26 protein-coding genes and 3 pseudogenes are annotated in these 26,506 nt (G+C 59.7%); 19 read left to right on the plus strand and 10 right to left on the minus strand.

Features of this window, described 5'->3' with window-relative positions; all coding sequences use genetic code 11:
* The first annotated feature begins 212 nt into the window (after positions 1-212).
* Complete coding sequence (locus FHT28_RS08220; protein WP_168595967.1) at positions 213-359, plus strand: hypothetical protein; 147 nt, start codon at positions 213-215, stop codon at positions 357-359.
* Here the strand turns inward: FHT28_RS08220 and FHT28_RS08225 are convergent.
* The gene (locus FHT28_RS08225; RefSeq protein WP_037191273.1) at positions 356-547 is read right to left on the minus strand and encodes a hypothetical protein; all 192 of its coding nucleotides are present in this window, start codon (positions 545-547) and stop codon (positions 356-358) included. The genes FHT28_RS08220 and FHT28_RS08225 overlap by 4 nt on opposite strands.
* Positions 548-887: 340 nt before the next feature.
* On the opposite strand from FHT28_RS08225, the pseudogene FHT28_RS08230 reads away from it, so the two are divergent.
* Positions 888-1,052 (plus strand): annotated as a pseudogene (locus tag FHT28_RS08230) (ornithine cyclodeaminase); the annotation flags it as partial.
* Between the two features lie 23 nt (positions 1,053-1,075).
* Here the strand turns inward: FHT28_RS08230 and FHT28_RS08235 are convergent.
* A complete protein-coding gene (locus tag FHT28_RS08235; RefSeq protein ID WP_168595968.1) occupies positions 1,076-2,059 on the minus strand; it encodes an NAD(P)H-quinone oxidoreductase in 984 nt (327 codons plus the stop codon).
* Positions 2,060-2,070: 11 nt separating this feature from the next.
* Entirely contained in the window at positions 2,071-2,607 is a 537-nt protein-coding gene (locus FHT28_RS08240; protein ID WP_092577700.1) for a hypothetical protein, read from the minus strand.
* A 116-nt stretch (positions 2,608-2,723) separates the two neighbouring features.
* Here FHT28_RS08240 and FHT28_RS08245 point away from each other — a divergent pair, with 116 nt between their 5' ends.
* The gene (locus FHT28_RS08245) at positions 2,724-3,638 is read left to right on the plus strand and encodes a LysR family transcriptional regulator (RefSeq protein WP_112441912.1); all 915 of its coding nucleotides are present in this window, start codon (positions 2,724-2,726) and stop codon (positions 3,636-3,638) included.
* Positions 3,639-3,748: 110 nt separating this feature from the next.
* On the opposite strand, the gene FHT28_RS35865 is transcribed toward FHT28_RS08245, so the two are convergent.
* Positions 3,749-4,003, minus strand: coding sequence for a hypothetical protein (locus FHT28_RS35865; protein ID WP_173411620.1), 255 nt, complete (start codon positions 4,001-4,003; stop codon positions 3,749-3,751).
* 369 nt (positions 4,004-4,372) lie between these two features.
* Here FHT28_RS35865 and FHT28_RS08255 point away from each other — a divergent pair, with 369 nt between their 5' ends.
* From FHT28_RS08255 to FHT28_RS08295, 9 genes are all read left to right on the plus strand, one after another.
* Positions 4,373-5,524: an NAD(P) transhydrogenase subunit alpha gene (locus tag FHT28_RS08255; RefSeq protein WP_168595969.1), complete on the plus strand. Its 1,152-nt coding sequence runs from the start codon at positions 4,373-4,375 to the stop codon at positions 5,522-5,524.
* Positions 5,524-5,832, plus strand: a complete 309-nt coding sequence (locus FHT28_RS08260; protein ID WP_047555866.1) for an NAD(P) transhydrogenase subunit alpha — start codon at positions 5,524-5,526, stop codon at positions 5,830-5,832. The genes FHT28_RS08255 and FHT28_RS08260 overlap by 1 nt, the downstream gene beginning before the upstream one ends.
* A 1-nt stretch (position 5,833) precedes the next feature.
* Positions 5,834-7,255 (plus strand): NAD(P)(+) transhydrogenase (Re/Si-specific) subunit beta, encoded by a 1,422-nt coding sequence (locus FHT28_RS08265; protein ID WP_168595970.1) that lies wholly within the window; start codon positions 5,834-5,836, stop codon positions 7,253-7,255.
* Positions 7,256-7,294: 39 nt separating this feature from the next.
* Entirely contained in the window at positions 7,295-8,686 is a 1,392-nt protein-coding gene (locus FHT28_RS08270; RefSeq protein WP_113109139.1) for an NAD-dependent succinate-semialdehyde dehydrogenase, read from the plus strand.
* 64 nt (positions 8,687-8,750) lie between these two features.
* Complete coding sequence (gene adhP / locus FHT28_RS08275) at positions 8,751-9,779, plus strand: alcohol dehydrogenase AdhP (RefSeq protein WP_168595971.1); 1,029 nt, start codon at positions 8,751-8,753, stop codon at positions 9,777-9,779.
* 27 nt (positions 9,780-9,806) lie between these two features.
* Positions 9,807-9,995, plus strand: coding sequence for a hypothetical protein (locus tag FHT28_RS08280; RefSeq protein WP_168595972.1), 189 nt, complete (start codon positions 9,807-9,809; stop codon positions 9,993-9,995).
* A 242-nt stretch (positions 9,996-10,237) separates the two neighbouring features.
* Positions 10,238-11,308 carry an HlyD family efflux transporter periplasmic adaptor subunit gene (locus FHT28_RS08285; RefSeq protein WP_168595973.1) on the plus strand — a complete coding sequence of 357 codons (1,071 nt, stop codon included), beginning with the start codon at positions 10,238-10,240 and terminating at the stop codon, positions 11,306-11,308.
* 11 nt (positions 11,309-11,319) lie between these two features.
* Positions 11,320-14,094 carry a ribosome-associated ATPase/putative transporter RbbA gene (rbbA, locus tag FHT28_RS08290; RefSeq protein WP_168595974.1) on the plus strand — a complete coding sequence of 925 codons (2,775 nt, stop codon included), beginning with the start codon at positions 11,320-11,322 and terminating at the stop codon, positions 14,092-14,094.
* Position 14,095: 1 nt separating this feature from the next.
* The gene (locus tag FHT28_RS08295) at positions 14,096-15,208 is read left to right on the plus strand and encodes an ABC transporter permease (RefSeq protein ID WP_113109142.1); all 1,113 of its coding nucleotides are present in this window, start codon (positions 14,096-14,098) and stop codon (positions 15,206-15,208) included.
* Positions 15,209-15,392: 184 nt separating this feature from the next.
* On the opposite strand, the pseudogene FHT28_RS08300 reads toward FHT28_RS08295, so the two are convergent.
* The 6 genes and pseudogenes from FHT28_RS08300 to FHT28_RS08320 all read right to left on the minus strand — a co-directional run.
* A pseudogene (locus tag FHT28_RS08300) lies at positions 15,393-15,521 on the minus strand (IS5/IS1182 family transposase); the annotation flags it as partial.
* Between the two features lie 11 nt (positions 15,522-15,532).
* Positions 15,533-16,606 carry an acyltransferase gene (locus FHT28_RS08305; RefSeq protein WP_348644974.1) on the minus strand — a complete coding sequence of 358 codons (1,074 nt, stop codon included), beginning with the start codon at positions 16,604-16,606 and terminating at the stop codon, positions 15,533-15,535.
* Between the two features lie 409 nt (positions 16,607-17,015).
* Positions 17,016-17,201 (minus strand): hypothetical protein, encoded by a 186-nt coding sequence (locus tag FHT28_RS08310; RefSeq protein WP_168595975.1) that lies wholly within the window; start codon positions 17,199-17,201, stop codon positions 17,016-17,018.
* Positions 17,198-17,340 (minus strand): annotated as a pseudogene (locus FHT28_RS36060) (IS5/IS1182 family transposase); the annotation flags it as partial. The pseudogene FHT28_RS36060 and the gene FHT28_RS08310, both read right to left, overlap by 4 nt.
* An 814-nt stretch (positions 17,341-18,154) precedes the next feature.
* Positions 18,155-18,691 carry a hypothetical protein gene (locus tag FHT28_RS36065; RefSeq protein WP_246704813.1) on the minus strand — a complete coding sequence of 179 codons (537 nt, stop codon included), beginning with the start codon at positions 18,689-18,691 and terminating at the stop codon, positions 18,155-18,157.
* Positions 18,692-19,069: 378 nt separating this feature from the next.
* Positions 19,070-20,101 (minus strand): IS110 family transposase, encoded by a 1,032-nt coding sequence (locus FHT28_RS08320; protein ID WP_037191244.1) that lies wholly within the window; start codon positions 20,099-20,101, stop codon positions 19,070-19,072.
* Positions 20,102-20,638: 537 nt separating this feature from the next.
* Here FHT28_RS08320 and FHT28_RS08325 point away from each other — a divergent pair.
* From FHT28_RS08325 to FHT28_RS08355, 7 genes are all read left to right on the plus strand, one after another.
* Positions 20,639-20,803, plus strand: a complete 165-nt coding sequence (locus FHT28_RS08325) for a hypothetical protein (RefSeq protein WP_167669632.1) — start codon at positions 20,639-20,641, stop codon at positions 20,801-20,803.
* Positions 20,804-20,824: 21 nt separating this feature from the next.
* A complete protein-coding gene (locus tag FHT28_RS08330; protein ID WP_168595976.1) occupies positions 20,825-21,202 on the plus strand; it encodes a hypothetical protein in 378 nt (125 codons plus the stop codon).
* A 108-nt stretch (positions 21,203-21,310) separates the two neighbouring features.
* Positions 21,311-22,789, plus strand: coding sequence for a multicopper oxidase family protein (locus tag FHT28_RS08335; protein WP_168595977.1), 1,479 nt, complete (start codon positions 21,311-21,313; stop codon positions 22,787-22,789).
* A 56-nt stretch (positions 22,790-22,845) separates the two neighbouring features.
* Positions 22,846-23,103, plus strand: a complete 258-nt coding sequence (locus FHT28_RS08340) for a DUF2933 domain-containing protein (protein WP_168595978.1) — start codon at positions 22,846-22,848, stop codon at positions 23,101-23,103.
* Positions 23,096-23,773 carry an isoprenylcysteine carboxylmethyltransferase family protein gene (locus tag FHT28_RS08345; RefSeq protein WP_168595979.1) on the plus strand — a complete coding sequence of 226 codons (678 nt, stop codon included), beginning with the start codon at positions 23,096-23,098 and terminating at the stop codon, positions 23,771-23,773. The genes FHT28_RS08340 and FHT28_RS08345 overlap by 8 nt, the downstream gene beginning before the upstream one ends.
* Positions 23,766-25,982, plus strand: a complete 2,217-nt coding sequence (locus tag FHT28_RS08350) for a copper-translocating P-type ATPase (RefSeq protein WP_168595980.1) — start codon at positions 23,766-23,768, stop codon at positions 25,980-25,982. The genes FHT28_RS08345 and FHT28_RS08350 overlap by 8 nt, the downstream gene beginning before the upstream one ends.
* Positions 25,983-26,080: 98 nt before the next feature.
* Positions 26,081-26,497, plus strand: a complete 417-nt coding sequence (locus tag FHT28_RS08355) for an EF-hand domain-containing protein (protein ID WP_168595981.1) — start codon at positions 26,081-26,083, stop codon at positions 26,495-26,497.
* Positions 26,498-26,506 lie beyond the last annotated feature (9 nt).

Genomic DNA, 26,506 nt, shown 5'->3' on the forward strand with positions numbered 1-26,506 from the left:
GGGTATCCCGGGTGTCCATCGAAAGGACCGTTGCAACAACTCCGGATCAGTCGATAAGTTCCATAGTAAGGCGTGGTGCCGGATGAGGATCGCGGGGTTCGCGGTTCAATACTCTCGAGACCATCAATATAGCCGATTTTTTGTTCGGGACAGCGGCTATCCAGTCTCTTTGCAATTGGACCTACCTCGGCTCAGAGGCCGGCAAGCCCGATATGAGCACGGTTCGCGTCCAGCAGGACACACTCTCCGGCGCGACCGTCGATGACCTAGTGCGGCGGGCTACGCCTGTCGTTTCCATCATCGAGAGGCTGCTCTGGCTCTTCCTTCGGCCATGCCTGCCCGGGATATTAGTCGTTTAATGAATGCGAGCAGGCTTAGCCGCGAGCTCGATCACGTATTCCTCCGCCGCATCCGCGAGTGCTAGCGCAACCGCCGCCTGGCTGAATCCTTTGGAGTGAAGTTGCTCAATCAGGTTGCGCATGGCTGCCTCGACGAGCTTACGGCAGTCGGCCTTTCGAGCCTCACGGCGGAGTTCTAATTCGCTCATAGTTTATGTGCCCCTCGGTAGAGAAGGTAGCATGACACCGCTGCCAAATTAGAAAATACGGCAAATGACTAGGGTCCTGTAGGAAAACGGCGATGGCAAACGCTCTCTACACGCGATTGCACGCCACGGCGAAGCGCCAGATTGAGATTTCTGGCCAAAGCGGCACGTAAAAAGCATCGAGGAACAACCCCGTCGAGAGGCGCTTAAGCTTTGAAATAGAATTATTTTTACAAACTAACGGGGGATGACCGACGCCGGTCATCCCCCCGCGGATGATCTGATCTTGCTATTAATTTCAAATCCTTGTCGAGCCTTTCAGCGGGGTGAGCGTTCCAAGCCAGTTTACAGCGTCGGATCTGCTACCGAGGATTTTTCCGCTCTCCGTTATCTCCGGCAAAAGCTCAGCGGGCTACCGCTTTACGAGAAGCTTGATCTGGTTGCTGATCCCGATGAGCCACGCGACCTCTTCGGAATGCTGCTCCGAGCAGGGTTGCAGGCCGCCTAAACCGGCTTCCGAGCCGACCACCATTACTGGAAATCACATAGAACGATCTTCCCAAACAGCCCGCCGGCTTCCATTCGGCGGTGGGCCTCGGCGGCTTCCTTGAGGGGGTAGACGGCGCCAATGACCGGCTTGAGCTCACGTCCCATCATCGGCAGCACCTGCTCCGTGAAGCGCCGGACCATTGCTCTCTTTTCCGTCCTCGACCTTGACTTCATGACCGTTCCGATTAACCGCAGATGGTTTTGAAGCACGAGATCAAGCGGAATGATGGCGTTGTCGTCGCGTCCCAGAAGGCCAACCTGGACGAGCCGTCCGCCGGGCGCCAGGCTGCGAATGTTGCGCGCGAGATAGGATCCGCCGACGAAGTCGATGATCAGATCGACCCCATGCGACGCCGTAGCATCGACGACCTCCGCCTCGAAGTCCGAACGCCGATAATCAAAGACGGCTTCGGCACCCAGCGAGAGCACATTCTCGATGTTCCCTGCCGAAGCGGTCGCCAGCACATGTGCTCCGGCCGCTTTTCCGAGCTGAACCGCAGCCGATCCGATGCCTCCGGCGGCAGCATGGACAAGGGCGGTTTCTCCTTTAGCAACCTGTCCGAGATGGGCGAGCGCTTCCCAGCCGGTGACGAAACTCTCCATGACCGCCGCCGCCTCGATGAAAGACATGCCATCCGGAATGATCGCTGCCATTTCGCTATCGAGACGGGCGTACTGAGCATAAGCACCACCGCCAACGATGCCCATGACACGGTCCCCAATCGCAAAACCGATGACCGCGGAGCCGGTCGCCACGACTTCGCCGGCGATTTCGAGGCCGAGGATCGGGCTGTCCCCGTAAGTTTGCGTGCCATAGACGCCTTCGCGCTGAAGAAGATCAGCGCGATTGACGCCTGCCGCCATGACCTTGACGAGAATATCGTCGGGGCGGATCTCAGGAAGCGGAGCTTCAGCGAGGTGCAGGACATCCGCGCTGCCGAAATCGGCGAACTTGATCGCTTTCATCAGAGCTATCCTCACTTGGAGAGTGCGCGGCGAGCGATGCTTGCCGCAAAGAGCGGTGTCTCGCGGCTGTTGTGATCGCCACCTGCGGCCTGCCGGGCAGCGGCGGCATCCTCGAACCTGGTGCCATGCTCTTCGAGAAATGCCATGAAGACATCAGTTGGATGCGCAGTGACCCGGTTCGTGTAGCGGGTCCTGTTTTCGTCGATCTTTTCGGCGATCAGTTCCCAGACGACATTGACCTTGGTGCGACCGCTGGACGTGAACACGTCGGAGATTGAGTTCATGCGGCAATAGGCGGCCTCTGCAACTTCGGCAACATAGTGTTGGACAACGAGACCGGAGCCGATCTGCTCGACATTGATTGACATCCGACGACCGTCGTCGGTCCACGTGACGCCGGCAGCGATGTGATCCGGTGGGCAGCAGCGCAGGTATTCGGCTTCAGGCAGGTTGAAGAGCCAGTCGGCGATATCGATCTTTTCAAACGGGACGTCTACCTCCGCCGAATATGCTGACTGCGAGAGAATTGTATCGAGGACCTTGACCATCATAGTATTCCTTCTGTTTGTTGGGCGACTGCCCGTTGACGAGAAGGAATGTGCGCCTGATGCCTGCTGATGATAACGAACTAATTGATCGAAACGGTTTTGCGTCGTAGGCAAAGATGAAGGATCCACGGTTTGCCGAACATCTCGCGGTCTATGTCGATGTCGTCCGCGCGGGAAGCTTCTCCGCGGCGTCACGGCGTCGTGCCGTAACCCCATCCGCCGTCGTCCGACAGATCGATGCGCTCGAACAGGACCTTGGCGTTCCGCTTCTGGTCCGCTCGACGCGTGCCCTGTCGCTGACGGACGCGGGTCGCCATCTCTTCGATAGGGCCCAGCGACTGCTGGATGACCTGGCCGACACCCATGCGGAAGTCGCGGCCTTCGACAGTGCGGTCAGCGGCACCCTTCGCATCGCTTGCTTCCCGACCTTCGGAAAACGCTATGTCATTCCTGTTCTTGCATCTCTTGCGCAGCAGCACCCGAGCTTGCATGTCGAATTGGATCTCACCGAACGGCTGGCCGACCCCGTCGCCGAACGGCTCGACCTCGTGGTCAGAATGGGTGACCTGGCGGACAGCTCCTTGATCGCCACGAAGCTCGCCCCGCTTGACCGCGTTCTCGTGGCAAGCTGTGCCTATGTCGAGCAGTACGGCGAGCCGAAAGACGAAGAGGCGCTCCGCCATCATCGCCTTCTCGACAAGCTTCATGGCAACGATCTGCTCGGCTGGTCCGATATTCTCGGATGCCCGGCCGGTGAGGCATGCAAACAGGTCTCTTTCCGCTCCGATGATTTTGAAGCGTTGAACAGCGCCGCGATCTCAGGCATGGGCGTGGCCTTCCTGCCAAGTTGGGTTTCGGGCGCCTCCATCCAAGCGGGCGATCTGCTGCGCCTAAAGCTTGACGGGGAGCGATGGAACGAGCGATCGTCCGGCATTTACCTACTGCGCGCCCTGCAGGTGCCACCCGCCAAGGTCAGGGCGTTTACAGAAGCGCTCAGGGCACATATCGGCACGCCGCCGCGCTGGAGTTGAGGCGCGGTATCAACGACAGTGATTATATCAACGGCTTAAGCCACCTGCTGTTCAACAAATGCCAAGTTCTCCGTAAGATCCCATCAAGAGCAGAGATCTCCGTTTCGCGGTCAGAACGCATGGATTCCCATCACCGCTAGGCCTCCGCAAAACTCTTGTCCCATGGTGTGGGCGAGGGAAAGACCTCGCCGAGGAACGATACCAGCGCCTTGACGTTCCGATTGCCGCCGACTTTCCGGCCAGTATGCGGGTATGTTGCTGCGGTCGACGGAGAATGCCTTCAAGACGGGCACCAGCGCGCGGCGATGCAGATAGGGAGCTGCGATATAGACCGTGCAGGCAGTAATCGCCTCGATCGAATTCACCTAAAAATCCTTCTCTGCGAGCCCAAACAGATCACCAGGCCAGTAAAACGCGACGACCTGCCGATCACCATGGTTCAGCATATGGCTCGCCACCAGAACCCGCCGGACAAGAGATACAGAAACCTCGCTGGCTCTCCTTGGGTGACGACATGTGATCCCTTCGTTTCAAAGGTAATGACGTCCGCAAGGCACGCGAGCTCGGATTGATCGGATGACGATAGAACAATGTGGTCGGGCTCTACTCCATGTTCACCTGGCCAGGGATTTGCTGCAAGCGATGTTTGATCAGGATCAATGCATCTCCAAAGCTGGCACCTCTATTAGGGGGCAGATTTCACGGAATTGATTGCTTTCGGAGTGTTTGAATCGATGGTTATTCACGTTGCTGTTTTGAAAGAGAAAGCTTTAGGCGAAAAGCGTGTAGCAATCGTGCCAGCCCTTACTACCCGTCTCGAGCGGCTGGGTGCAGCCCTGACTCTGGAGGCGAATGCTGGACTGGCGGCCACGTTTGCCGATACCGCCTATGGAGACGCCAGGATCGAAAACGACCCGAAAACCGTCGTGTCCGATGCTGATATCGTGCTCGCAGTTCAGCCGCCGCCAGCAGATCTAGTCAAGGCAATGAAGCCAGGAAGCGTGCTGATCTCACTCCTTTACGGCAACAGCAATCTCGACACTGTGGTAGCCCTCAAGGACCGAAAGGTGACAGCCTTTGCGATGGAGCAGATCCCGCGCATCAGCAGGGCCCAGTCGATGGATGTCCTATCCAGCCAGGCGGCTCTTGCTGGCTATTATGCGCCTCTGCTCGGTGCGGTTCACATGCCGCGCATCCTGCCGATGATGACAACTGCGGTAGGTTCGCTACGGGCCGCGAAGGTTCTGGTGATGGGACTTGGCGTCGCCGGGCTTTCGGCCCTCGCCACCGCCCACCGGCTGGGCGCAATCACGGAAGGCTATGATGTCCGTCCCGAGACACGCGAGCAGGCCGAGTCGCTGGGTGCCAAATTCGTCGATACCGGTGTCGACGCACGCGGCGAAGGCGGTTATGCGCGCGAACTGACGGCCGACGAAAAAGCCAAGGTCGAGCAGACACTCACCCGGCATATCGCCGAAGCGGACATGATCATTACGACTGCCTCCGTACCTGGCCGCCCAGCCCCGAAGCTGATCTCTTCAGCCCAAGTCGCGGCCATGAAACCCGGCGCCGTGATTGTGGATCTCGGGGCCGAAAGCGGCGGCAATTGTGAGATGACCAAGCCCGGTGACACGGTGAATGTCGGAGCGGTTACCATCCTTGGCCCGCTCAATGTACCTTCGGCACTCGCCCAGCACGCCAGCGACCTCTATGCAAAAAACATCCTCAATCTTCTTGACCTCCTCATCAAGGATGGCGCGATCCATCTCGATTTCGAGGACGAAGTCGTCGCCGGTACGGTGGCTACGCACGACGGAAAGATCCGAAACGAAGCGCTTCGCCAGATCATCGAGACCGCATTTCACTCAAACCATGAGGTCGCATGATGACGCTCGACACATCCATGACGTGGCTTATCGCCCTGTATATTTTCATGCTGGCAGCCTTTACCGGCTATGAGGTCATCAGTCGGGTGCCCTCGATCCTGCACACGCCACTGATGTCAGGCTCGAACTTCATCCACGGCATCGTGGTCGTCGGCGCTCTCCACACGCTGCTGAACGCCACCACACTGTTCGCCCAGATCGTCGGCTTCGTCGCCGTGGCACTCGGGGCCGCAAACGCCTCCGGGGGCTACGTGGTGACCGACCGGATGCTCGCAATGTTCAAGTCGAGCGGCGGTAAGGAGAAGTAGGATGATCGCACAGCATTTCGTCGGCCTGAGCGGTCTTTTCGCCGCCGCGCTCTTCATCTTCGGGTTGAAGCGGATGGCCTCGCCGGTTACGGCTCTGTCGGGCATCATGACTGCCGGTGCCGGTATGATCGTTGCCGTCATCGCGAGCTTCCTGGTGCTCTTCGAGCTTGATGGAACTGTCCGGTCTCACCTGACGACCAATCTCGGTCTTGCGATCGTCGCGCTGCTTGCCGGTGGCGGATGGGCTTGGTGGCGCGGCGCGAGGGTCGAGATGACTGCCATGCCGCAGATGGTCGCATTGTATAACGGTATGGGTGGCGGGGCTGCAGCCGCGATCGCTGCTGTCGAACTTTCTGGTGGAAGAGGCTCAGGCACGTTGCTGCTTGCCGTCACTATCATCGGTGCGCTGATCGGTTCGATTTCCCTGACGGGCTCCTTCATCGCGTGGGCGAAGCTCGACAGCAGGATCAAAAAACCGTGGCGTTTTTCCGGTCAGCGGCTCGTAAACGGTCTGATCTTTCTCGCAACGCTTTTCGTCGGATTGGGCGTCATTCTTCTCTATGGCTCTCCAGCGGACACCGTGCTGGCGGTTCTGTTCTTTGTCGGAGCTCTGGCCTTTGGCGTGTTGATGACGCTCCCGATCGGCGGGGCCGACATGCCCGTCGTCATCTCGCTCTACAATGCCTTCACCGGTCTTGCCGTCGGCTTGGAAGGGTTCGCGCTGCAAAACCCCGCCCTGATGATCGCGGGCATGGTCGTCGGCTCGGCGGGCACGCTTTTGACGTTGCTTATGGCGAAGGCGATGAACCGATCGCTGGCAAACGTGTTGTTTTCCAACTTTGGGGACACAACTGCTTCTGGCGGGGTCGAAGTCCACGGACAGATGAAATCCGCCGACGCGGCCGACGCGGCGATCAACATGCGCTACGCCTCAAGCGTCATCATTATCCCTGGCTACGGTCTCGCCGTCGCTCAAGCGCAACAGAAGCTCTACGAGTTCGTCAAAATCCTGCTGGCCGCCGGCGTCGAGGTCAAATTCGCCATCCATCCGGTGGCGGGCCGCATGCCAGGTCACATGAACGTGCTGCTCGCAGAAGCAGGCGTTCCCTACGACATCATCTTCGATATGGATGACATCAACGCAGACTTCCCAAACATCGATGTCGCCCTGGTAATCGGCGCCAATGACGTGGTGAACCCGGCGGCGCGCACCGATAAATCCTCGCCGATCTATGGCATGCCGATCCTGGACGCCGACAAAGCCCATCAAGTTTATGTGGTCAAGCGCGGACAGGGCAAAGGCTATTCCGGCGTCGAGAACCTGCTCTTCTTCGAAGACAACTGCTCGATGGTCTACGGCGACGCCCAAGCCGTGCTCAGCCAAATGGTTCAATCCGTGAAAGATCTGGCCGCCGCAGCCTGAGGTGGCCCAAGGCAATCTACATTCAAAGGAGAATGACAAATGGCTTACCAGACGATCAATCCCTATAGCAGCGAGACGCTCGCCAATTTTCCAGACGCGACTGACGCCGAAGTTCGTACGGCCATCGTCGGCGCACATGAGGCGTTTCTCGGGTGGCGCAACACTTCTTTCGCCGAACGTGGACGCGTCCTTCAGAAGGCGGCGGACATCCTGCGCCGTGATAGCGATGCCTATGCTAAGCTGCTGACGCTTGAAATGGGCAAGCTGTTCTCCGAGGCTAAGGCGGAAGTCGAGCTGTCGGCAAAAATCTTCGAATATTATGTCCGCCATGCCGAGGCGTTGCTCAAGCCCGAAAAGCTGCCGGTTCTGGATCCTGCCGAGGGCGACGCCGTGCTCGTTCACGAACCGCTCGGTGTCCTGCTGGCCATCGAACCTTGGAACTTCCCATACTACCAGATCGCACGTATCTTGGCGCCGCAGCTCGCTGCAGGCAATACGCTCCTCCTCAAACACGCATCGAACGTGCCGCAATGCGCTGCTGCGTTCGAGAAATTGATGGCCGAATCCGGCCTCCCCAAAGGGGCGTTCAAGAACCTCTACGCAACGCGTTCGCAAATCGAGCTGATCCTCAACGACGACCGGGTCCATGGTGTCGCCCTGACTGGCTCGGAAAGCGCTGGCGCGGTTGTTGCGGCTCAGGCTGGCAAAGCGCTTAAAAAGTCCACAATGGAGCTCGGCGGTGCGGATGCCTTCGTTGTGCTGGCTGATGCAGACCTTGAAAAGACCACCAAATGGGCCGTGTTCGGGCGCCATTGGAACGGCGGTCAGGTCTGCGTTTCGTCAAAGCGGATGATCATCGTCGACCCTGTCTATGACGCATTTCTTGATGGCTATCGCAAGGGCGTGGCTGGTCTAGTCGCGGGCGATCCCTTTGATCCGAAGACCACGCTGGCGCCATTGTCTTCGAAGGGTGCGGCCGACGAGGTGAAGGACAAGATTCGCGAGGCGGTCAAGCTTGGAGCCAAAGCCGAGGAAGTCGGGCCGCCGGTGCCCAATCGAGGCGCCTTCGTCCAGCCGACGATCCTGACTGACGTCGGAGAAGACAATCCGGCGCGCTATTGGGAATTCTTCGGTCCGGTTTCGATGCTCTTTAGAGCAAAGGACGAGGAAGATGCTGTGCGCATCGCTAATGATTCCCCGTTCGGCCTGGGAGGCTCTGTCTTCACGTCGAATCCGACGCATGGCGCGGAAGTCGCGAAGCGCATCTCCACTGGGATGGTCTTTGTCAATCATCCGACCAAAGTCGAGGCAGACTTGCCGTTCGGCGGCATCCGCCGTTCAGGCTACGGTCGCGAGCTTCTTGGTCTCGGTCTCAAGGAATTCGTCAATCACAAACTCATCGATGTCGTCGACATCGATGCGCATTTCTGAACGCACAAGGGGACGCTTTGTCGAGCGTCCCTCATGAACGAACATCAAGCCAAGGAGTCTCACAATGGCCAAGACTATGAAAGCCGCAGTCGTCCGCGAATTCGGAAAGCCGCTAATTATCGAGGAGGCCGCCGTCCCGACACCTGGCGCCGGTCAGATCCTCGTCAAGATCGCCGCGACCGGCGTCTGCCACACCGATCTCCACGCCGCAGAAGGCGATTGGCCCGTGAAGCCCAAGCCGCCCTTCATTCCGGGCCATGAAGGCGTTGGCCACGTCGTGGCTGTCGGCTCTGGCGTGAAACATGTCAAGGAAGGCGATCGCGTCGGAGTGCCATGGCTTTATACCGCCTGCGGACATTGCAAGCATTGCTTGGGTGGGTGGGAAACACTGTGCGAGGAGCAGCAGAATACCGGCTATTCGGTCAACGGCAGCTTTGCGGAATATGTCGTTGCCGATCCGAACTATGTCGGTCATTTGCCCGATAACGTGTCGTTTATCGATATTGCTCCTATCCTATGCGCGGGTGTCACCGTCTATAAGGGTTTGAAAGTCACCGACACGAAGCCCGACGACTGGGTGGTAATTTCCGGTATTGGCGGTTTGGGGCATTTGGCAGTCCAATATGCCAAGGCGATGGGGCTCAACGTTATCGCCGTCGATATCGATGATGAAAAACTCGATCTTGCGAAATCTCTCGGTGCTTCGCTTGCCGTGAATGCCCGTAAGGACGACCCGATCGCCTTTGTGAAGAAGGAGGTTGGCGGCGCCCAGGGCGTGCTGGTTACGGCTGTCTCACCCAAAGCCTTTGAACAGGCCCTCGGCATGGTCGGCCGCGGCGGCACAGTATCCCTCAATGGGCTACCTCCAGGTGATTTCCCCCTGTCGATCTTCGACACAGTCCTGAACGGGGTTACCGTGCGCGGCTCGATCGTCGGCACGCGCCTCGACCTTCAGGAGGCGCTGAACTTCGCTGGCGAAGGCAAGGTCAAGGCGACGATTGCGACCGACAGGCTCGAAAATATCAACGATATCTTTGCTCGCATGCACAAGGGAGATATCCAGGGCCGGATCGTCATCGACTTTGCAAAATAAAACCAAATCAATACCGTGATGCACGCGATGGTGCTTCACCAAATCGGCGAACCGCTTGTCTGGACCGAGCCGCCGCATCGAGAGCCAGATCCAGGCGAGCCGCGTCTGGGTTCCCGCCTTCTGCATCTGCCGGATGGATTTGCATCCGGTGGAGAGGGTGCCGACGCCGCGGCGACGCTACCTGACGCAGTCGCGGTCGCCAAAACGGTCGTCTAGGTTGAATGCGATTCGTCCCGGATGGATGCGTTTGCTGCAAGCGCATTCTGTCTGCCTGTTCCGCTTGCGCTCGTGGGTGATGTCTTCGTGTTCAAGACAAGTCTGACGATGAGCGGCTTGACGTGATATCCTTTTCGAAATAGCGACCAGTTAGCTGGTCGTCTGATTAGGTGATTGAAAGTTCTAAGTAATTTTCGTACGCGGCCCGATAGTACGCGGGTCGCCGGCTATGGAGAGACCGATTGGTTGTTTCACGAAAGACTTTGCTTGCGGGCGCAATCATTCTCGTTGTTGCAGCGGCTGGCTACTACGCATGGATCAAGATCCATGCTCCTAGCCTTCCCGACGGCTTTGCTGCAAGCAATGGTCGCATCGAGGCCGTTGAAATCGACATTTCGACCAAGACTGCCGGGCGACTACAGGACTTGCTGGTCCGTGAAGGCGATTTCGTCACCGCCGGCCAGACGCTCGCCCAAATGGATACGGTTCAGCTCGCGGCCCGCAAGCGACAGGCGGAAGCGCAGCTGCGTCGCGCCCAGATCTCGATCGACACGGCGCATAGCCTTGTTGCCCAACGCCAGGCCGAAAAGACCTCGGCGATGGCTGTGATCGAACAGCGCAAGGCCCAGCTCGATTCCGCAAGCAAGACCAATGCTCGCAACAGGCAGCTGCTGAGCAGCAACACGGTCTCACAGCAAATCGTCGATGACAGCGAAGCGAACGAGCAGGCAGCCAAGGCAACGCTTGCCTCGGCGCAGGCAGCTCTTGCAGCGTCGGATGCCGCCATCAATGCTGCCAAGGCGCAAGTGGTGGATGCGGAAGCGGCGGTCGATGCAGCAAAGGCCGAGATTGAGAGCATAGAAGCGGATATATCCGACAGCACGCTCAAGGCTCCGAGGGATGGCCGGATCCAGTATCGCATTGCCCAGCCTGGCGAAGTGTTGGCAGCCGGCGGCCGGGTGTTGAATCTCGTCGACCTCGGCGATGTCTACATGACCTTTTTCCTTCCGACGGAACAGGCGGGCCGGACCTCGATGGGGTCGGACGTCCGTCTCGTGCTCGATGCGGCGCCGCAATACACCATCCCCGCCAAGGTCTCGTTCGTTGCAGACGTTGCGCAATTCACGCCGAAAACAGTCGAAACCGAGGAAGAGCGGCAGAAGCTCACCTTCCGCGTTCGCGCCCAGATCCCTCAGGAGCTTCTGAAGAAATACATCCAATATGTCAAAACGGGCCTGCCAGGCATGGCCTATGTCCGCCTCGACCCGCAGGCGCAATGGCCTGACAATCTCGAACGCAACCTCGTCAAGTAGCGGTTGACGACATGGCGGAAACCATCGAGGGCACACCGAAAGACGACGAGAGCGGCGCCGCAGTTGCCAGGCTGAATGATGTCCGGCTCGTCTACAAGAATGCGATCGGGCTGGACAAGGTCACGCTTGAAATTCCATCGGGGCGAATGACCGGCTTGATCGGCCCCGACGGTGTCGGCAAGTCAAGCCTTCTATCGCTGATTTCCGGTGCCCACGCGGTGCAGACGGGACGCGTGGAGGTGTTCGGCGGAGACATGCGTGATGCCCGGCATCGCGAGCGAACCTGCCCAAGGATTGCCTATATGCCGCAGGGGCTCGGCAAGAACCTTTATCCAACCCTGTCCGTCTTCGAGAATGTCGACTTCTTCGGGCGCCTCTTTGGGCAGGACAAACATGAACGGACGGCCAGGATCGCCGAATTGCTCGACAGCACCGGCCTGGGTTCTTTTGCAGATCGCCCCGCGGCGAAACTGTCGGGTGGCATGAAGCAGAAACTCGGATTGTGCTGCGCTCTCATTCATGATCCCGACCTGCTCATTCTCGACGAGCCGACCACAGGCGTCGATCCGCTGTCGCGCCGGCAATTCTGGGAACTGATTGGCAGCATTCGGGCAAGCCGGCCCGGTATGAGCGTCATCGTCGCGACCGCTTACATGGAAGAGGCGGCCGGATTCGACTGGCTGATCGCGATGAATGCCGGCAAAGTCCTTGATACCGGCACTCCCAAGCAACTTCTCGAGCGCACGCAGACCAGCGATCTCGACGCTGCCTTCATCGCTCTGCTTCCCGAAGCCGATCGGCGCGATCATCACGAGATCATCATTCCGCCACGTCCGCAGACGGCTGATGGTGTCTACGCCATCGAGGCCAGTCATCTCAGCATGCGCTTCGGCGATTTCACCGCGGTCGACAATGTCAGCTTTCAGATCCCCAAGGGCGAGATATTTGGCTTTCTCGGTTCGAATGGATGCGGCAAGACCACGACGATGAAGATGCTGACGGGCCTGCTTGCCGCCAGCGAAGGCGAAGCCAAGCTTTTCGGCCGCAAGGTCGACGCCAGCGACATGGCGGTCAGGCGCCGCGTCGGCTACATGAGCCAGGCCTTCTCGCTCTATGGCGAGCTGACGGTCCGGCAAAACCTTGATCTCCATGCCCGTCTTTTCAAGCTGAAGGAAGACCGGATTCCCGCGCGCATCGCCGAAATGACCGATCGCTTCGGCCTGGGCGATGTGATGGATGCACTGCCGGACACACTGCCGCTCGGTATCCGCCAGCGGCTATCGCTTGCGGTTGCGATGATCCACGCGCCGGACATTCTCATTCTCGACGAGCCGACCTCGGGTGTCGATCCCGTTGCTCGCGATGCTTTCTGGCAGATCCTTGCCGACCTGTCGCGCAAAGACGATGTGACGATTTTCGTCTCGACCCATTTCATGAACGAGGCAGAGCGCTGCGATCGCATTTCGCTGATGCACGCAGGCAAGGTGTTGATAAGCGACACCCCTGCCGCCATTGCCAAAAGTCGCAATACGGAAACACTCGAGGACGCTTTTATCGCTTATCTCGAGGAGGCGTCCGGCATTGTGCGTGGCCAGGAGGCAAAGCCTGTCGTCATGGCAAACGCCCTTGAGGCAGCCGCATCGCCGACACGCCGCCGCTTCTTCGATTTTCGCCGCATGTTCAGCTACACGCGCCGCGAAGCCTTGGAGCTGCAACGCGATCCCGTTCGCGGCACGCTTGCCGTTCTTGGGAGCGTTATCCTGATGTTCGTGATCGGTTATGGCATCAACCTCGATGTCGAGGATCTGACCTTTGCCGTGCTCGACCGCGATAGCTCGACCATCAGCCGCGATTACGCACTCGATATTGCCGGATCGAGGTACTTTATCGAGAAGGCGCCAATCAAGGATTATGCCGATATGGATCGGCGCATGCGGGACGGCGAACTTAGCCTCGCCATCGAGATACCGCCTGGCTTCGGCCGAAACGTGCTGCGCGGCGATGTCGTCGAAATCGGCGCATGGATCGACGGGGCGATGCCGCAACGGGCCGAAACGGTCAGGAGTTACGTTCAGGGCATGCATGCCAATTGGCTGGCACGCAAGGCAAAGGAACTCTATGGGGCGGCGGCCACGCAAGGCTCGTTCACCATTGAAACGCGCTTTCGCTATAATCCCGACGTCAAAAGCCTGGTGGCGATGGTCCCTGCCGTCATCCCGCTGCTGCTGATGCTCATCCCGGCAATGCTCGCAGCCTTAAGTGTCGTGCGCGAGAAAGAGCTCGGCTCGATCATCAACCTTTACGTCACGCCGGTCAGCAAGCTGGAGTTCCTGATCGGCAAACAATTGCCCTATGTCGCGCTCGGGCTATTGAACTTTGTTCTGCTGACGGCCTTTGCCACGCTGGTCTTCCGCGTGCCGTTCACCGGCAGCTATCTGACCTATCTGACGGCGGCGCTGCTCTATGTGATCATCGCGACCTCGATCGGTATCGTCATCTCGTCCTTCATGAAAAGCCAGATCGCGGCCATCTTCGGCACCGCGCTCCTGACCTTGATACCGGCGACGCAATATTCCGGCATGATCGACCCGGTCTCATCGCTACGGGGCGCCGGCGCTCTCATCGGCGAGCTCTATCCGGCCACCTATTTCATGACGATTTCTCGCGGCACCTTCTCCAAGGCGCTCGACTTCGCAGGCCTCTACGGCTCCTTTATTCCGCTATTGATCGCGATCCCGATCCTTTCGATCCTGGGGACGCTGCTAATCAAGAAGCAGGAGGGATGACATGGCATTGTCCAATATCCTGCAGCTGGGGATCAAGGAGTTGCGTGGGCTTGCCCGCGATCCGATGCTCGTCCTGCTCGTCGTCTATGCGTTCACGCTGCAGATCTATACTGGCTCCAGTGCCTTGCCGGAAACCTTGAACAACGCGGCTGTCGCCATCGTCGACGAGGATCAGTCGCCGCTGTCGGGGCGGATCAGCACTGCCTTCTATCCCCCTTACTTCGTGCCACCCAAGCAGATTTCCATCGCCGAGATGGATCAGCGGATGGATGCGGGCCTCGACACATTTGCGCTCAACATCCCCCCGGACTTTCAACGCAAGGTCATGGCGGGGCAACATCCGGCGATTCAGCTCAATGTCGACGCCACGCGGATGAGCCAGGCCTTCTCCGGGAGCGGCTATATCCAGACCATCGTCACAAGCGAGGTCGATGAATTCATGAAGCGCTATCGCGCTGAAAGCAACGTGCCGGTAGATCTGACCTTGCGGGCCAGATTCAATCCGCAGCTTAACAAATCCTGGTTCGGCTCGATCAATAACATCATCACCTCGATCACCATGCTTTCGATCGTGCTGACGGGTGCCGCCCTGATCCGCGAAAAGGAGCACGGCACGATCGAGCATTTGCTCGTCATGCCCGTGACCCCACTGGAGATCATGCTGAGCAAGATCTGGTCGATGGGACTCGTGGTCCTGGTCGCCACGGCCGTCTCTGTCTTCATGGTGGTCAAAGGTCTGCTTGGCATACCGATCGAAGGCTCGATGGCGCTGTTTCTGCTTGGAACTGCGCTCCAGCTTTTTGCAACGACGGCGATGGGAATATTTTTGGCCACCGTCGCAGGCTCGATGCCGCAATTCGGCTTGCTCCTCATTCTTGTGCTTTTGCCGCTGCAGGTCCTGTCCGGCGCCATGACGCCACGCGAAAGCATGCCCGAAATCATTCAGAACATCATGCTTCTTGCGCCCAACACCCACTTCGTCATTCTGGCGCAAGCCGTGCTCTTTCGAGGCGCCGGCATAGATGTCGTCTGGCCGCAGCTTTTATCCTTGCTTGCTATCGGAATGGTCCTATTTTTCTTTGCTCTCGGGCGGTTTCGGAGGTTCTTGAGATGACGGCGCCCGATTATCGCGCCGGTTACGCGCCACTCCCCACCATCGAAGAAAGGAAATCAGCGAAGGAAGGACTTTCGCCTGGTTCGTCACGGCACAACTTCGCAGCTGCGCCATGCATCCTTTAATTGTAAATTGGGGTATGGGTAGATACGTTAATGGGCAACGAAGCAGCCGGAAACCGATCCTCATGGGCGCGAACGATCCTGCTGTCGATCATCAGATACTGGTTGTTGCGGTCTGCCGTCAGGGCCTCGAACACCCGCTCCCAGACGCCGGCATGGCACCAGCGGCTGAAACGCTTATACACCGTCTCGCTTACCTGCTTTACACATCGCGCGGTCGAACACCGGAAAGCCGCTTCTCCGTTTTTTGTTTGCGGCCGGATCCCAGCTCTCGCACATAGATCGTGAGGGGTCTTTCGACAACCCTGAAGAGCGCTAGCGCGAATATGATGGAACCGATGGTCGCATAGATGACGAACAGGCCAAGAGAGAGGTGGTCACCGATAGCCTTCGCCCAAATGGCCCGCATAGGCCGCACGATGAAGGGATGGGCGAGATAGAGGCTATAGGAAGCGTCTCCAACGGCGACGCCCCACAGCACGATCCGTTTGAGAGGAAGGGCAGGACCGATTGCGGCGGCTAGGACAAACACGGCAGCGGGCACACCTCTGCGCAGGAATTGCGGAAGAGCTGCATCGTCCCAGGGAGTGGAGAAACGAGCGAATCCGATGAGCCCGATCGCCATCAGAGCAAGTGCGACCCCAGGACCGATCCGCAGGCCGCTGCGGAAAATCAACGCTACATATACACCCAACAGAAATTCCAGGATGATGGGGTTCGTCCAGAAAGCAATCTGGACATTCCGGGGTTCAATCGTGGTGCCAACGAGGGCCAGCGCAGCCATCAGTGCCGACAGCCCAATAATGCCCGGCCGGATCGGCATCATTAGCGCCAGCGCGAAGAGCACATAGAACAGCATCTCATAGTTCAAGGTCCAGCCAAGGGCGAGCACCGGCCGGATCTCATTCGCGCCACGCATGTCAGGGATGAAGAGATAGGATGCGACGACATGAGAAATATCGCCAACTGGAACGTTGAGCAGTGAAGGCGCCACGGCCGCGCCGAGCAGCATGACGCTCGTTAGCAACCAGTAGAGCGGAACGACGCGTGCGCAGCGTCGCAAGAAGAAGCGCAAGGGAGCACCGCTTTTGCCGAACTCCGCCGCGGCGGTATGCATCATGATGAAGCCCGACAGGACGAAGAAGATATCGACACCGTAGCCGAGGTACCATGCCTTGGCGTCGACGGCTTGGCGTGCTGTCACGACAGCCAGATTTTCAGTTTCATGGATGGTATGTGCCACCACCACAGACAAGGCCGCGAGCGCTCGAAGCACTTGAAGATTTATGAGTTTGGCAGCGACATCCGCTTTAGTGGATTGCGGAATTCCAATCGATTGCCTCTGTTCTGCTCCGATCCGGTTCCAAGTCATGTCAGATTGTGCCTCAGTGGGCCTTGTTCATGCCGACGCCGAGGGAGGCAACGGTCGCCTGGGTTGAGTTGCCATAATCCGTGTTAGCCCCGCCGCCTGGGGCATAACGCTGGTGGCTGTTCCGTTAATCCGATCTTCAAGTACTTTCTGATAAAAAGTCACCAGAAGCTCCAATCCGAAATTCGATTAAGTTCTAACTGCAGCATTGGTCGATACAACAACGTATCACTGCGTAAGTTAATGAATTAATTCGCTGAACAGTTGATCCGCCGATACTTCCACTCAAGGGCGCCGCAGCCCCAGACGATGCCGATCAACATGTAAAGATGGCGCCAGTCGCGAGCGGCCGCTCCATGGACATCATGAAGCCGATGCCATGGCGTTCGAAACGGCCGAGCTTGTCGTCGCTGTCGATTTCGCCCCGGCAAACATTGTCCTCCCATCGGAAAGCGCCGCGTTCATGGCAGGCCATGCGGATGCCGAACACAGCATATTTCACGCGACGCGTTGGATCTCTGGACGACCGAGTTCAGTCATGCGGTTGAGAATATGGACGCCGATCTTGGCCTCTGCTTTCTGGTTGTCAAAGTTCCTCGCTTTGAGATTCGGTCCATCTGAGTCTCCACCAGGCTGCGCTGAACAGCCGGAAGCCGTGTTGTCGTGTCAAGCTGCCGACTGGCCGCGGCGACGAGTTCGCCCATGGTGCGCCCGGCAGTCCGGATTCGAGAGAGCGAGTGGCGATGGAGATCCGTGAGATCGATGTGCCTGATTTGCACATCGATACGCTCAAGGTGAGGAGCCGGAATTTTCACTGAGTTTGCCCGCATTCGGTCCGACGCCGCAATATAGTTTGTGACATGCGGCGGACGATAGGGCGGCGAGGATGAGGATAATGTGGGGCCGGAGCACCGGTCACTGCCATCACCCGGAAAACCGAATAGCCTCCAGTTTCCACGCGATGCGAAATCGAATAGCATCTCCCTTTATTTCAGATGGTCAAAGAGAGCATTGGGGATGTCTATGCAGCCGATCGACTACGGCGTCACGAGGGCGGTTGCCTTGGGTATTCTGATTATTTTTCCCGCCGTGTTCTTTGTTTCCTGCTCGACGATCGGCGGAACTCGCGGTCAACCTGGTCCCGTGACCGCGAGTTCCGCCAACGCCAAAGAAAAAGCGGCCGAGCGTCGGCGATGGTCTGAGCGAGTCGAACGAGATAATCAGCTAGATCCAAGCGGGTCGACACCGGGTTCCTATGGCTCTTTCGGTCCCCGTTTCACTTGGTGAGCGCTAGACTGCGTGGGCGATGATTTCGGCTGGAAAGTGTTGACGGCGGTGGATTGGGTCACGATCGGTCATGCCCCATCATCGCTCATCAAGTTCCAAACTCCGTTAAGTTGATGCCCTTTGAAGTCAGAACCAAAGGCCGATGCGACATTTCTCGCGGTGCGCAGCCTATTTCGGATCTTCATAAGTATAGAGTGCACACATCTCATTGCTGCTTCTCGGTGCCCTTTTGCCATTGAAGACGGCAATTGCCGTTGACTCCGATCCGTCGGCCCAAGACGCAACAAAGGTGACGTCGCCGGCACCGCAGAGTTGGTTGCCATTTTGCAGCTCTGGATCGCCAGGCTCTTTGACACGATAGACCGACGCCGGCACATTCCGACCATCTACGCTGAAGTGATCGGCAACGAGATCAGAGAATTCGAGCGACTCTCCGTTTTCAAACTTGATACTGAAATCGTCCAGCCAGACATCGCCGGTGACGCTCATGGCTGTATTGCTCATCGCTATATAGTGATCTGCCTGTTGGGCGAGCGCTCCAGACGTTGAGAGGATCGTCAGGAGGCTGGAAAGGATAAGGCTGCGCAATTTTAAATCTCGCGAAAATAACATGAGCGGGTTGGCCGACCCCATACATCGCATCTTTTCTCCGGAACGCACAGGCTCATTTTGAGGTGCTTTTAGCCATCGGTGCGCCATGTTCATGGCCCTGCGGCGGGTGTCTGAAGCGACTGTAGTATGAGGAGGCTGTGAGAGATTTCCAGATCGGATCGACTAAGATGCTATGTTTGTAGCGTCGAGAGTGAATTGACGCTTCCCCCTCCAGGCTACCTGCAATGGCTCTGATGGGGTTGTCTAATCGCGGCTGGGGCGTCAAGCGTTAAGTTGTTGAGGCGGTGCTGCCAGGTGCATGGTTGTCTTCGCGGTCGACATCAGTCGCCGCATGATGGAGCTTCGCGGGACGAGCCTTCAATGTGGACGACGCATTCGGCTGAGACAGCGATGCAACCCCATCAACGGAATGGCTCGGCTCACGTCCCGGCAGGGACGCTTCAAGTGCTCAGTATTGAGCCCTATTCGATACTATGCTGTCACTGCCACTCCTGTATTTGGATTGAAGAGCTCTCCGGTCTTGAGCATGGTGTGCATGATGACCGCAAGCTTTCGTGCGACGGCTACAGCAGCTCTTTTGAAGCCGATCCTCTCGCGGAGTTGAAGCCCCCATGTTTGCAAGGAACTCTGCACGGAGCTGCGCGTAAGAATGACCGACGCTGCTTCGTAGAGAAGCCCACGCAGATGGCGGTCGCCGCGTCGGGATATATGGCCGTCGTAATCGACTTCGCCGGATTGGTAGCGTCGCGTGGTGAGGCCGATCCACGCGCCCACGGACCGAGACTTCCTGAAGTTTCCCGGCTCTTCAATGGCAGTCGCGAAAGAGGTTGCAGTGATTGCTCCCACGCCGGGGATGGACATAAGGATACGGCAGGCTTGGCTTTGGCGGGCATCAGCGACCAACTTGCGCCCGAGGTCCGCGGCGCGGGCACGCAGGCCTTTCCAGGCGTCGAGAAGCGGTAGCACGATATGAGCGAGATCATGATCGCTGGAGACAAGATCTCGAACATTCTTCTCAAACACGCTTCCTTTGCCTGCTGGAACGACCAAGCCAAACGTTTTCATGATGCCGCGAATCTGATTGGAAAGTTCGGTCGTCATATGGACTAACCGGGTGCGCGCCGCGACAAGCGTGCGCGCTAACATGCTGTCGAACCCCTTCACGCGGACCTCTCGGAAGAATCCAACTTCGGCCAGGTGCGCCAATCCATCGGCGTCATTCGCGTCCGTTTTGTTCGTCGCCATGTCGAGCGCCGCTTTGGCGTGTCGTGCATCGATGCAGATGACAGGCAGGCCCTCTGCTCGAAGCGCATGATAAAACCACACCGAGAGCGGTCCCGTTTCAAACACCACGAGTTTCACCGTGGGTGCGCGTTTGCGGATAAGTTCGGCAATAACGTGAGGATCTGATATGCATTTCCCCCGCCAAACACGCACGCCTTCTCGGCGGATTGCAACTGCAGTCTCTTTCATTGATACATCGAGGCCGATATACTCTGTCATGGCTGTTCTCCGTTGATGCTGGGCCCGGCGTCCAGTCGAGAGCCCGTACTTCATCTTATCGGGGAACAGCCGCCATCCAAGATCATGATCGGATCGAGAGGGGCATCGCTCCCGCGATTACCCCATGTGGACGCCCCCCCGACGGCATCGATGTGCCAGAATAGAGACGTTGATCACCATTTAAAGGAGGCGTCCACCCCATCAGAGCCTAGTCAAAGAGCAAAATCCATTCACGCCGGGAGCCATGTACCGAAGCCACTATGCTGGCTGGTCTCAGTACAGACAGTGCAATAGTAGCGGTATCGACTTTCGACCTGATTGAAACCGGTTTCCGGTTATTGCTCGGCAGCGCCATCTAGGATGCGAAATTCCGCCATCGCCGGTGATCGAGTAGAGCGGGCCAGTTTGATGCGGCCCTCGGTCAGATGCTCAGCTTCTTTTCACATCTTTGACTTGCATCAAGGATAGAGGCGAAGGGCCGGTTCAACATCGATCCGTCATCCCGGCTGTATCGACAGCCCGGCAGAGGATCGTTCAATGGCGAATATAACCCTGCAAGCCCTTTCCGCGAGATGTTCGGCGGCGCCGACGCGCGTCTCCTTCCCGGTGCTCGGCGTGACCCTCACCGCCCTCGTCTTCGGCGGCTATGCGGGAGCGTTGACCGCTGCTATCTTCAACGTCGTCAGCCCACGTTTCGGCTGATCAGGGGACGGAGCCGCGCACATGGTCGCCGACCGCCGCAGGTTCGCATGGACGAACGCAGTGCTGACCATGCTGGTCGCGCTCGCGCTTCTCATTGCGCCCGCCGCAGGCGTGCAGGCGATGCAGTGCCATGAACACGAGGCCCACGGTCACTCCGGCTCGGCGCAGTTCTCTGTACTCGCGAAGGACGTCCGCGTCCCGCTCGAAGGCGGTCTTCGCACTTCTGATCACAAAGCCTGCTGCGCGGTGCAGTGCGGCTTCTGTATCGTGCTCGCCAGCGCGGACAGGATAGAGGCTCCCGCAGCCATAGGCTCCTTCCTTTGTTTTGCATGGGGCGACCAGACTGGTAGCGGTCTGGCCCTGCCACCCACGCTCGGTCCTCCTCGTCTTCCGGTCTGAGGATTCCGGAGGCCGCCTTATTGCTGCGTCCGGTCGATTCCACGGGCTTCTATCCAGATGCCCAAGATCAATGATCGGCTGAGCCGATCCGGAAACAGGACCAATACTATGAAACGCCGTGACTTTCTCAACGGCCTGATGGTGGGCGCAGCAGCGCTCGGCACATCGGCCGCCCTTCGTCCCATGCGCAGCTTGGCGCAGGATGCCGCTGTCAAAACATCTCCTGCGCCGCGCCGCTTATCTGTCGGCTACCGGACCATCGACATCAAGGGCAGATCCGCCCGCGTCTTTGGTCTCGTCCAACCCGACGGAACGTCGGGGCTGGCGTTGGATGCCGGCACCGAATTCGACGTCGCGCTGTCGAGCAGCATCGATGAACCGACTCTGATCCACTGGCATGGGCTGACGCCCCCCTGGGCGGCCGACGGCGTGCCGGACAATCCCGCAGCGCTCCTGCGACCGTCGGAAACCCGGCGCTACACCTTTCCGGTCGGCGCGGGCGGTACGCACTGGATGCATGCCCACACATTGCAGGAGCAGAACCTGCTCGCCGCCCCGCTGATCGTGCGAACCGCGGACGACCTGAAGCGGGACGAACAGGAGGTCGTCGTCCTGCTGCACGACTTTTCCTTCCTGCCGGCCGAGGAACTGCTCGGGAAGCTGAAGAGGAATGCCGCACCCGGAGCCATGCCGATGGACCACGGCGCGATGCGGGGCATGGGCGGCATGCAGCACATGATGTCCGGCAACGACATGGCGGGCATGGCCATGCCGGGAGTGGCCGCCATGGACCTCAACGACATTGACTACGACGCCTATCTCGCCAACGACCGTACGCTCGACGACCCCGAAGTCGTCAAGGTCGAAAAGGGTGGTCGCGTCCGCCTTCGGATCATCAACGGAGCGACGGCGACCGCCTTCACCATCGACATCGGCGGCCTTTCCGGCGAGTTGATCGCCGTCGACGGGCAGGGCATCGAACACATTGTAGGGACGTCGTTTCCGGTCGCCATGGGCCAGCGTCTCGACATCCGTGTGAGCCTACCTAGGGAAGGTGGCGCCTTTCCCATCCTCGCTCTTCGCGAAGGCGCCGTCGATCGTACGGGAATCGTCCTGGCCACGGCAGGTGCTGATGTCCGCAGGATTCCAGCCGCGGGTGATGCGAAGGGACCGGTCCTCGGTCTCGACCTTGAGCAGCGCCTGCGACCTATCGGCCCGTTTGCCTCCCGTGCGGCGGGCCGCCGCTTCGAGCTTTCGCTGACGGGCGACATGGCCGCCTATACCTGGGGTATCGATGGAGCGGATGGTCTCGTCGTCAAGCGCGGCGAGCGGATCGAGGTGACGATCGGCAACGCCTCGATGATGGCGCATCCGATGCACCTGCACGGGCATCATTTCCAGGTGGTCGCCATCAATGGGACGCCTATAGCCGGCGCGGTCAGGGACACGGTCCTGCTGCCGCCGATGGCGAGCGTCGTCCTGGCCTTCGATGCCGACAATCCCGGCCGCTGGCCGCTTCACTGCCACCACCTCTATCACATGGCGACGGGCATGATGGCCTACGTCACCTACGACGGCATCGGCTGACGCGGTCCATCGGTTCGCGAAGCCTTTCCCCGAACTCCTTTGAACGAGACATCGTCATGAACGACAATCATTCCTCATCGGCCTGGAGCACCTATAGCAGGACCGTCTTCATCGCCTTCGCCATGATCGCCCTGGGGCTCATCGCATACGAGCATCGCGTGCACGTCCTCGGCATCCTGCCCTGGCTCCTCATCCTCGCCTGCCCGCTGATGCATCTGGTCATGCATCACGGTCACGGCGGTCATTCCGGCCACGACCATGCCAGCCATCAGGCCGGCCTCGTCCAGCCGAAGAAGGAGGCAGACGATGTCTGACACCCCGGCCTACGGGCTCTGGAGCCTCGTGATCATCAATTCGGTGGTGTTCATCGTCTTCGCGGCGAGCTTCATCAAGCTCGAAACGGAGCAGGACTGGCGTTCGCTCGGCGCCTTCTCCGCCTTCATCGTCGCGCTCTTCACGGAGATGTATGGCTTCCCGCTGACCATATACCTGCTGTCCGGCTGGCTCGGGTGGGAGTTCCCCGGCGTCGACTTCTGGTCGCATGACGCCGGCCACCTGCTTGAGACAATGTTCGGCTGGAGGCTCGAGCCGCATTTCGGGCCGTTCCACCTCGCGAGCAACATGCTGATCATCGCCGGCTTCTGGCTGCTCGCCTCAAGCTGGCACGTGCTTTACGCCGCCCAGCGTGACCACCGTCTGGCGACCATCGGCCCCTATGCTCGCGTCCGCCATCCGCAATACGACGCCTTCGTCGTCATCATGTTCGGATTCCTGCTGCAATGGCCGACCTTGGTGACGCTCGCCATGTTCCCGGTTCTCGTCTGGATTTATGTGCGCCTTGCGAAGCGGGAGGAGGAGGCCTCGCGCGTCGAGTTCGGAACTGCGTGGGACGCCTATGCCAGGGCCGTTCCCCGCTTCATACCGCGGCTCGGCCGCGGAACAGAGGCCGCCGGAAGCCATCGTGGAGGAGCTTTCCGTGACTGATCATCACATGCACGAAGGCCATGACCACGGTCACCGCCACCACAATGAGAAGAAACCCGACGCCCAGGTGAGCGTCGGGCCGGCGGGTCAGGAGAGCGTGATCTATACCTGCCCGATGCATCCCCAGATTAGGCAGCTCGGTCCCGGTACCTGCCCGATCTGCGGCATGACGCTGGAGCCGGAGGTCGCGACTGCGGCGACGGGGCAGAGCGCCGAGGTCGTCGGCATGACCCGCCGGTTCTGGATCGGCCTGGTCCTGACGGTGCCTGTCCTCGCGCTGGAGATGGGTGGGCATCTCACCAACCTGCACATGCTGCTCGGCGCACAGGTCTCCAACTGGATTCAGCTCGTGCTGGCGACGCCGGTAGTGCTGTGGGCGGGATGGCCGTTCTTCGAGCGGGCCTGGGCTTCGCTCGTCAACCGAAGCCTCAACATGTTCACTCTAATCGCGATGGGAACGGGCGTCGCCTGGGTCTACAGCGTCGTCGCCACGGCCGCGCCTGACATCTTTCCGGACACCTTCCGGGCCGCCGATGGTTCCGTCGCCATCTACTTCGAGGCGGCCTCCGTCATCGCCGTCCTCGTGCTGCTGGGACAGATTCTGGAACTAAGGGCGCGGGAGCAGACGGGCGGCGCTATCCGGGCGTTGCTCGACCTCGCGCCGAAGACGGCGCGCCGCATCCGGGAGGACGGTTCGGACGAAGACGTCGGGCTGGACGTCGTCGTTGTTGGGGACCGCCTGCGCGTCCGGCCGGGTGAGAAGGTGCCCGTCGACGGCGAACTGGTCGAGGGACGCAGCTCCATCGATGAATCCATGATTACCGGCGAATCCATGCCGGTCACCAAGGAAGTCGGCGCCAAGCTGATCGGAGGCACGCTCAACCAGAGCGGCGGCTTCGTCATGACGGCCGGCAAGGTCGGGCGCGATACCATGCTGGCGCAGATCGTGCGGATGGTCGCGGACGCCCAGCGTTCCCGGGCGCCGATCCAGCGCCTGGCCGATCGGGTCTCCGGCTGGTTCGTTCCCGTGGTGATCCTCATCGCGATCATCGCCTTCGTCGTCTGGGGAATCTGGGGACCCGAGCCCCGCTTCGCCCATGGCCTCGTCGCCGCCGTCGCCGTGCTGATCATCGCCTGCCCCTGCGCCCTCGGGCTGGCGACGCCGATGTCGATCATGGTCGGCGTCGGACGGGGCGCCCGGATGGGCGTCCTCATCAAGAACGCCGAGGCGCTGGAACGCTTCGAGAAGATCGACACACTGGTCATCGACAAGACCGGCACGCTGACGGAAGGCCGGCCGAAGGTCACCGCACTGAAGGCCGTCAGCGGATTCGACGAGGCCGAACTTCTCAGGCTGGCAGCCACGCTCGAAAGGGCCAGCGAACATCCTCTGGCTGCCGCCATCGTCGCAGCAGCTCAGGAGAGGGGAATTGTCCTCGGCGAGGCCCGCGAGTTCGACAGTCCTGTCGGCAAGGGCGTCACCGGAACGGTCAACGACAGGAAGCTCGTGATCGGCAGCCATCGGATCATGGCGGAAGCAGGCGTCGACCTCTCGGCTCTCGTGGCCGAGTCCGAGGCGCTTCGCGGCGAGGGCGCGACGGTGATTTACGTCGCCGTCGACGGCAAGGTGGGCGGTCTTGTCGCCATCGCGGATCCGATCAAGGCGACGACGGCCGCGGCGCTGCGCTCGCTGAAGGAGGAGAACATCCGCGTCGTGATGCTGACCGGCGACAACAGGACGACGGCTGAGGCCGTGGCGCGCAGGCTCGGCATTGACGAGGTGGAAGCGGAGATCCTGCCGGAGGACAAGGGCAAGGTGGTCGCCAGGCTTCGGAGCGAAGGTCGCGTCGTCGCCATGGCCGGAGACGGGGTCAACGATGCTCCGGCGCTTGCCGCCGCCGACGTTGGCATCGCCATGGGCACGGGAACGGATGTAGCGATCGAAAGCGCCGGCGTCACGCTGCTGAAGGGCGACCTGCAGGGCATCGCGAGAGCCCGCAAGCTCAGCCATGCGACGATGAGCAACATCCGCCAGAACCTGTTCCTCGCCTTCGTCTACAACGCCGCAGGGATCCCCATTGCGGCGGGCGTGCTCTATCCGGCCTTCGGGCTGCTGCTCTCGCCGATCATCGCGGCCGCCGCAATGGCGCTGTCCTCTGTTAGCGTCATCGGCAACTCGCTGCGGCTTCGGCGCGCGACAATCGACTAGGTGTCCGGCGGCGCGGTCGCCGGACACGACAATCGGGTACCGGCCCGTGCGGAATGCACGGGGCGGAGGAACGGACACCAACCGAAAGGAGAAACGACATGATTACGAGAAAATTGCCATACGCGACAGGTCTGGCCGCCTTGATCGCCATCGGCAGCGCAGGCCTGGCTCTCGCACAGGAGGCCGGAACCGATCCGCATCATCCCGCGAACGCGGAGGCGGCCCCGCCGGCCGGGACCGACGACATGACGGGGCAAGGCCAGAATGGCAGGCCCGGCGCCGACGTGATGCAGGGTGGGATAATGGAACGGGGCATGATGCAGCCCGGCATGCCGATGATGGGCATGCGTGGACACATGATGAAGATCATGTTCGCGATCGCCGACACGGACGGGGACGGCGCGCTGTCCTTCGAGGAGGTGACGGCCATCCACAAGCGTATCTTCGACGCTGTGGACGCGAACAAGGACGGCAAGGTCACGCCTGACGAGATGCAGGCGTTCATGCAGCAGTAGGTTCCGGAC

The sequence above is a fragment of the Rhizobium sp. SG570 genome, from assembly GCF_012275345.1.
Taxonomy (GTDB): domain Bacteria; phylum Pseudomonadota; class Alphaproteobacteria; order Rhizobiales; family Rhizobiaceae; genus Rhizobium; species Rhizobium lusitanum.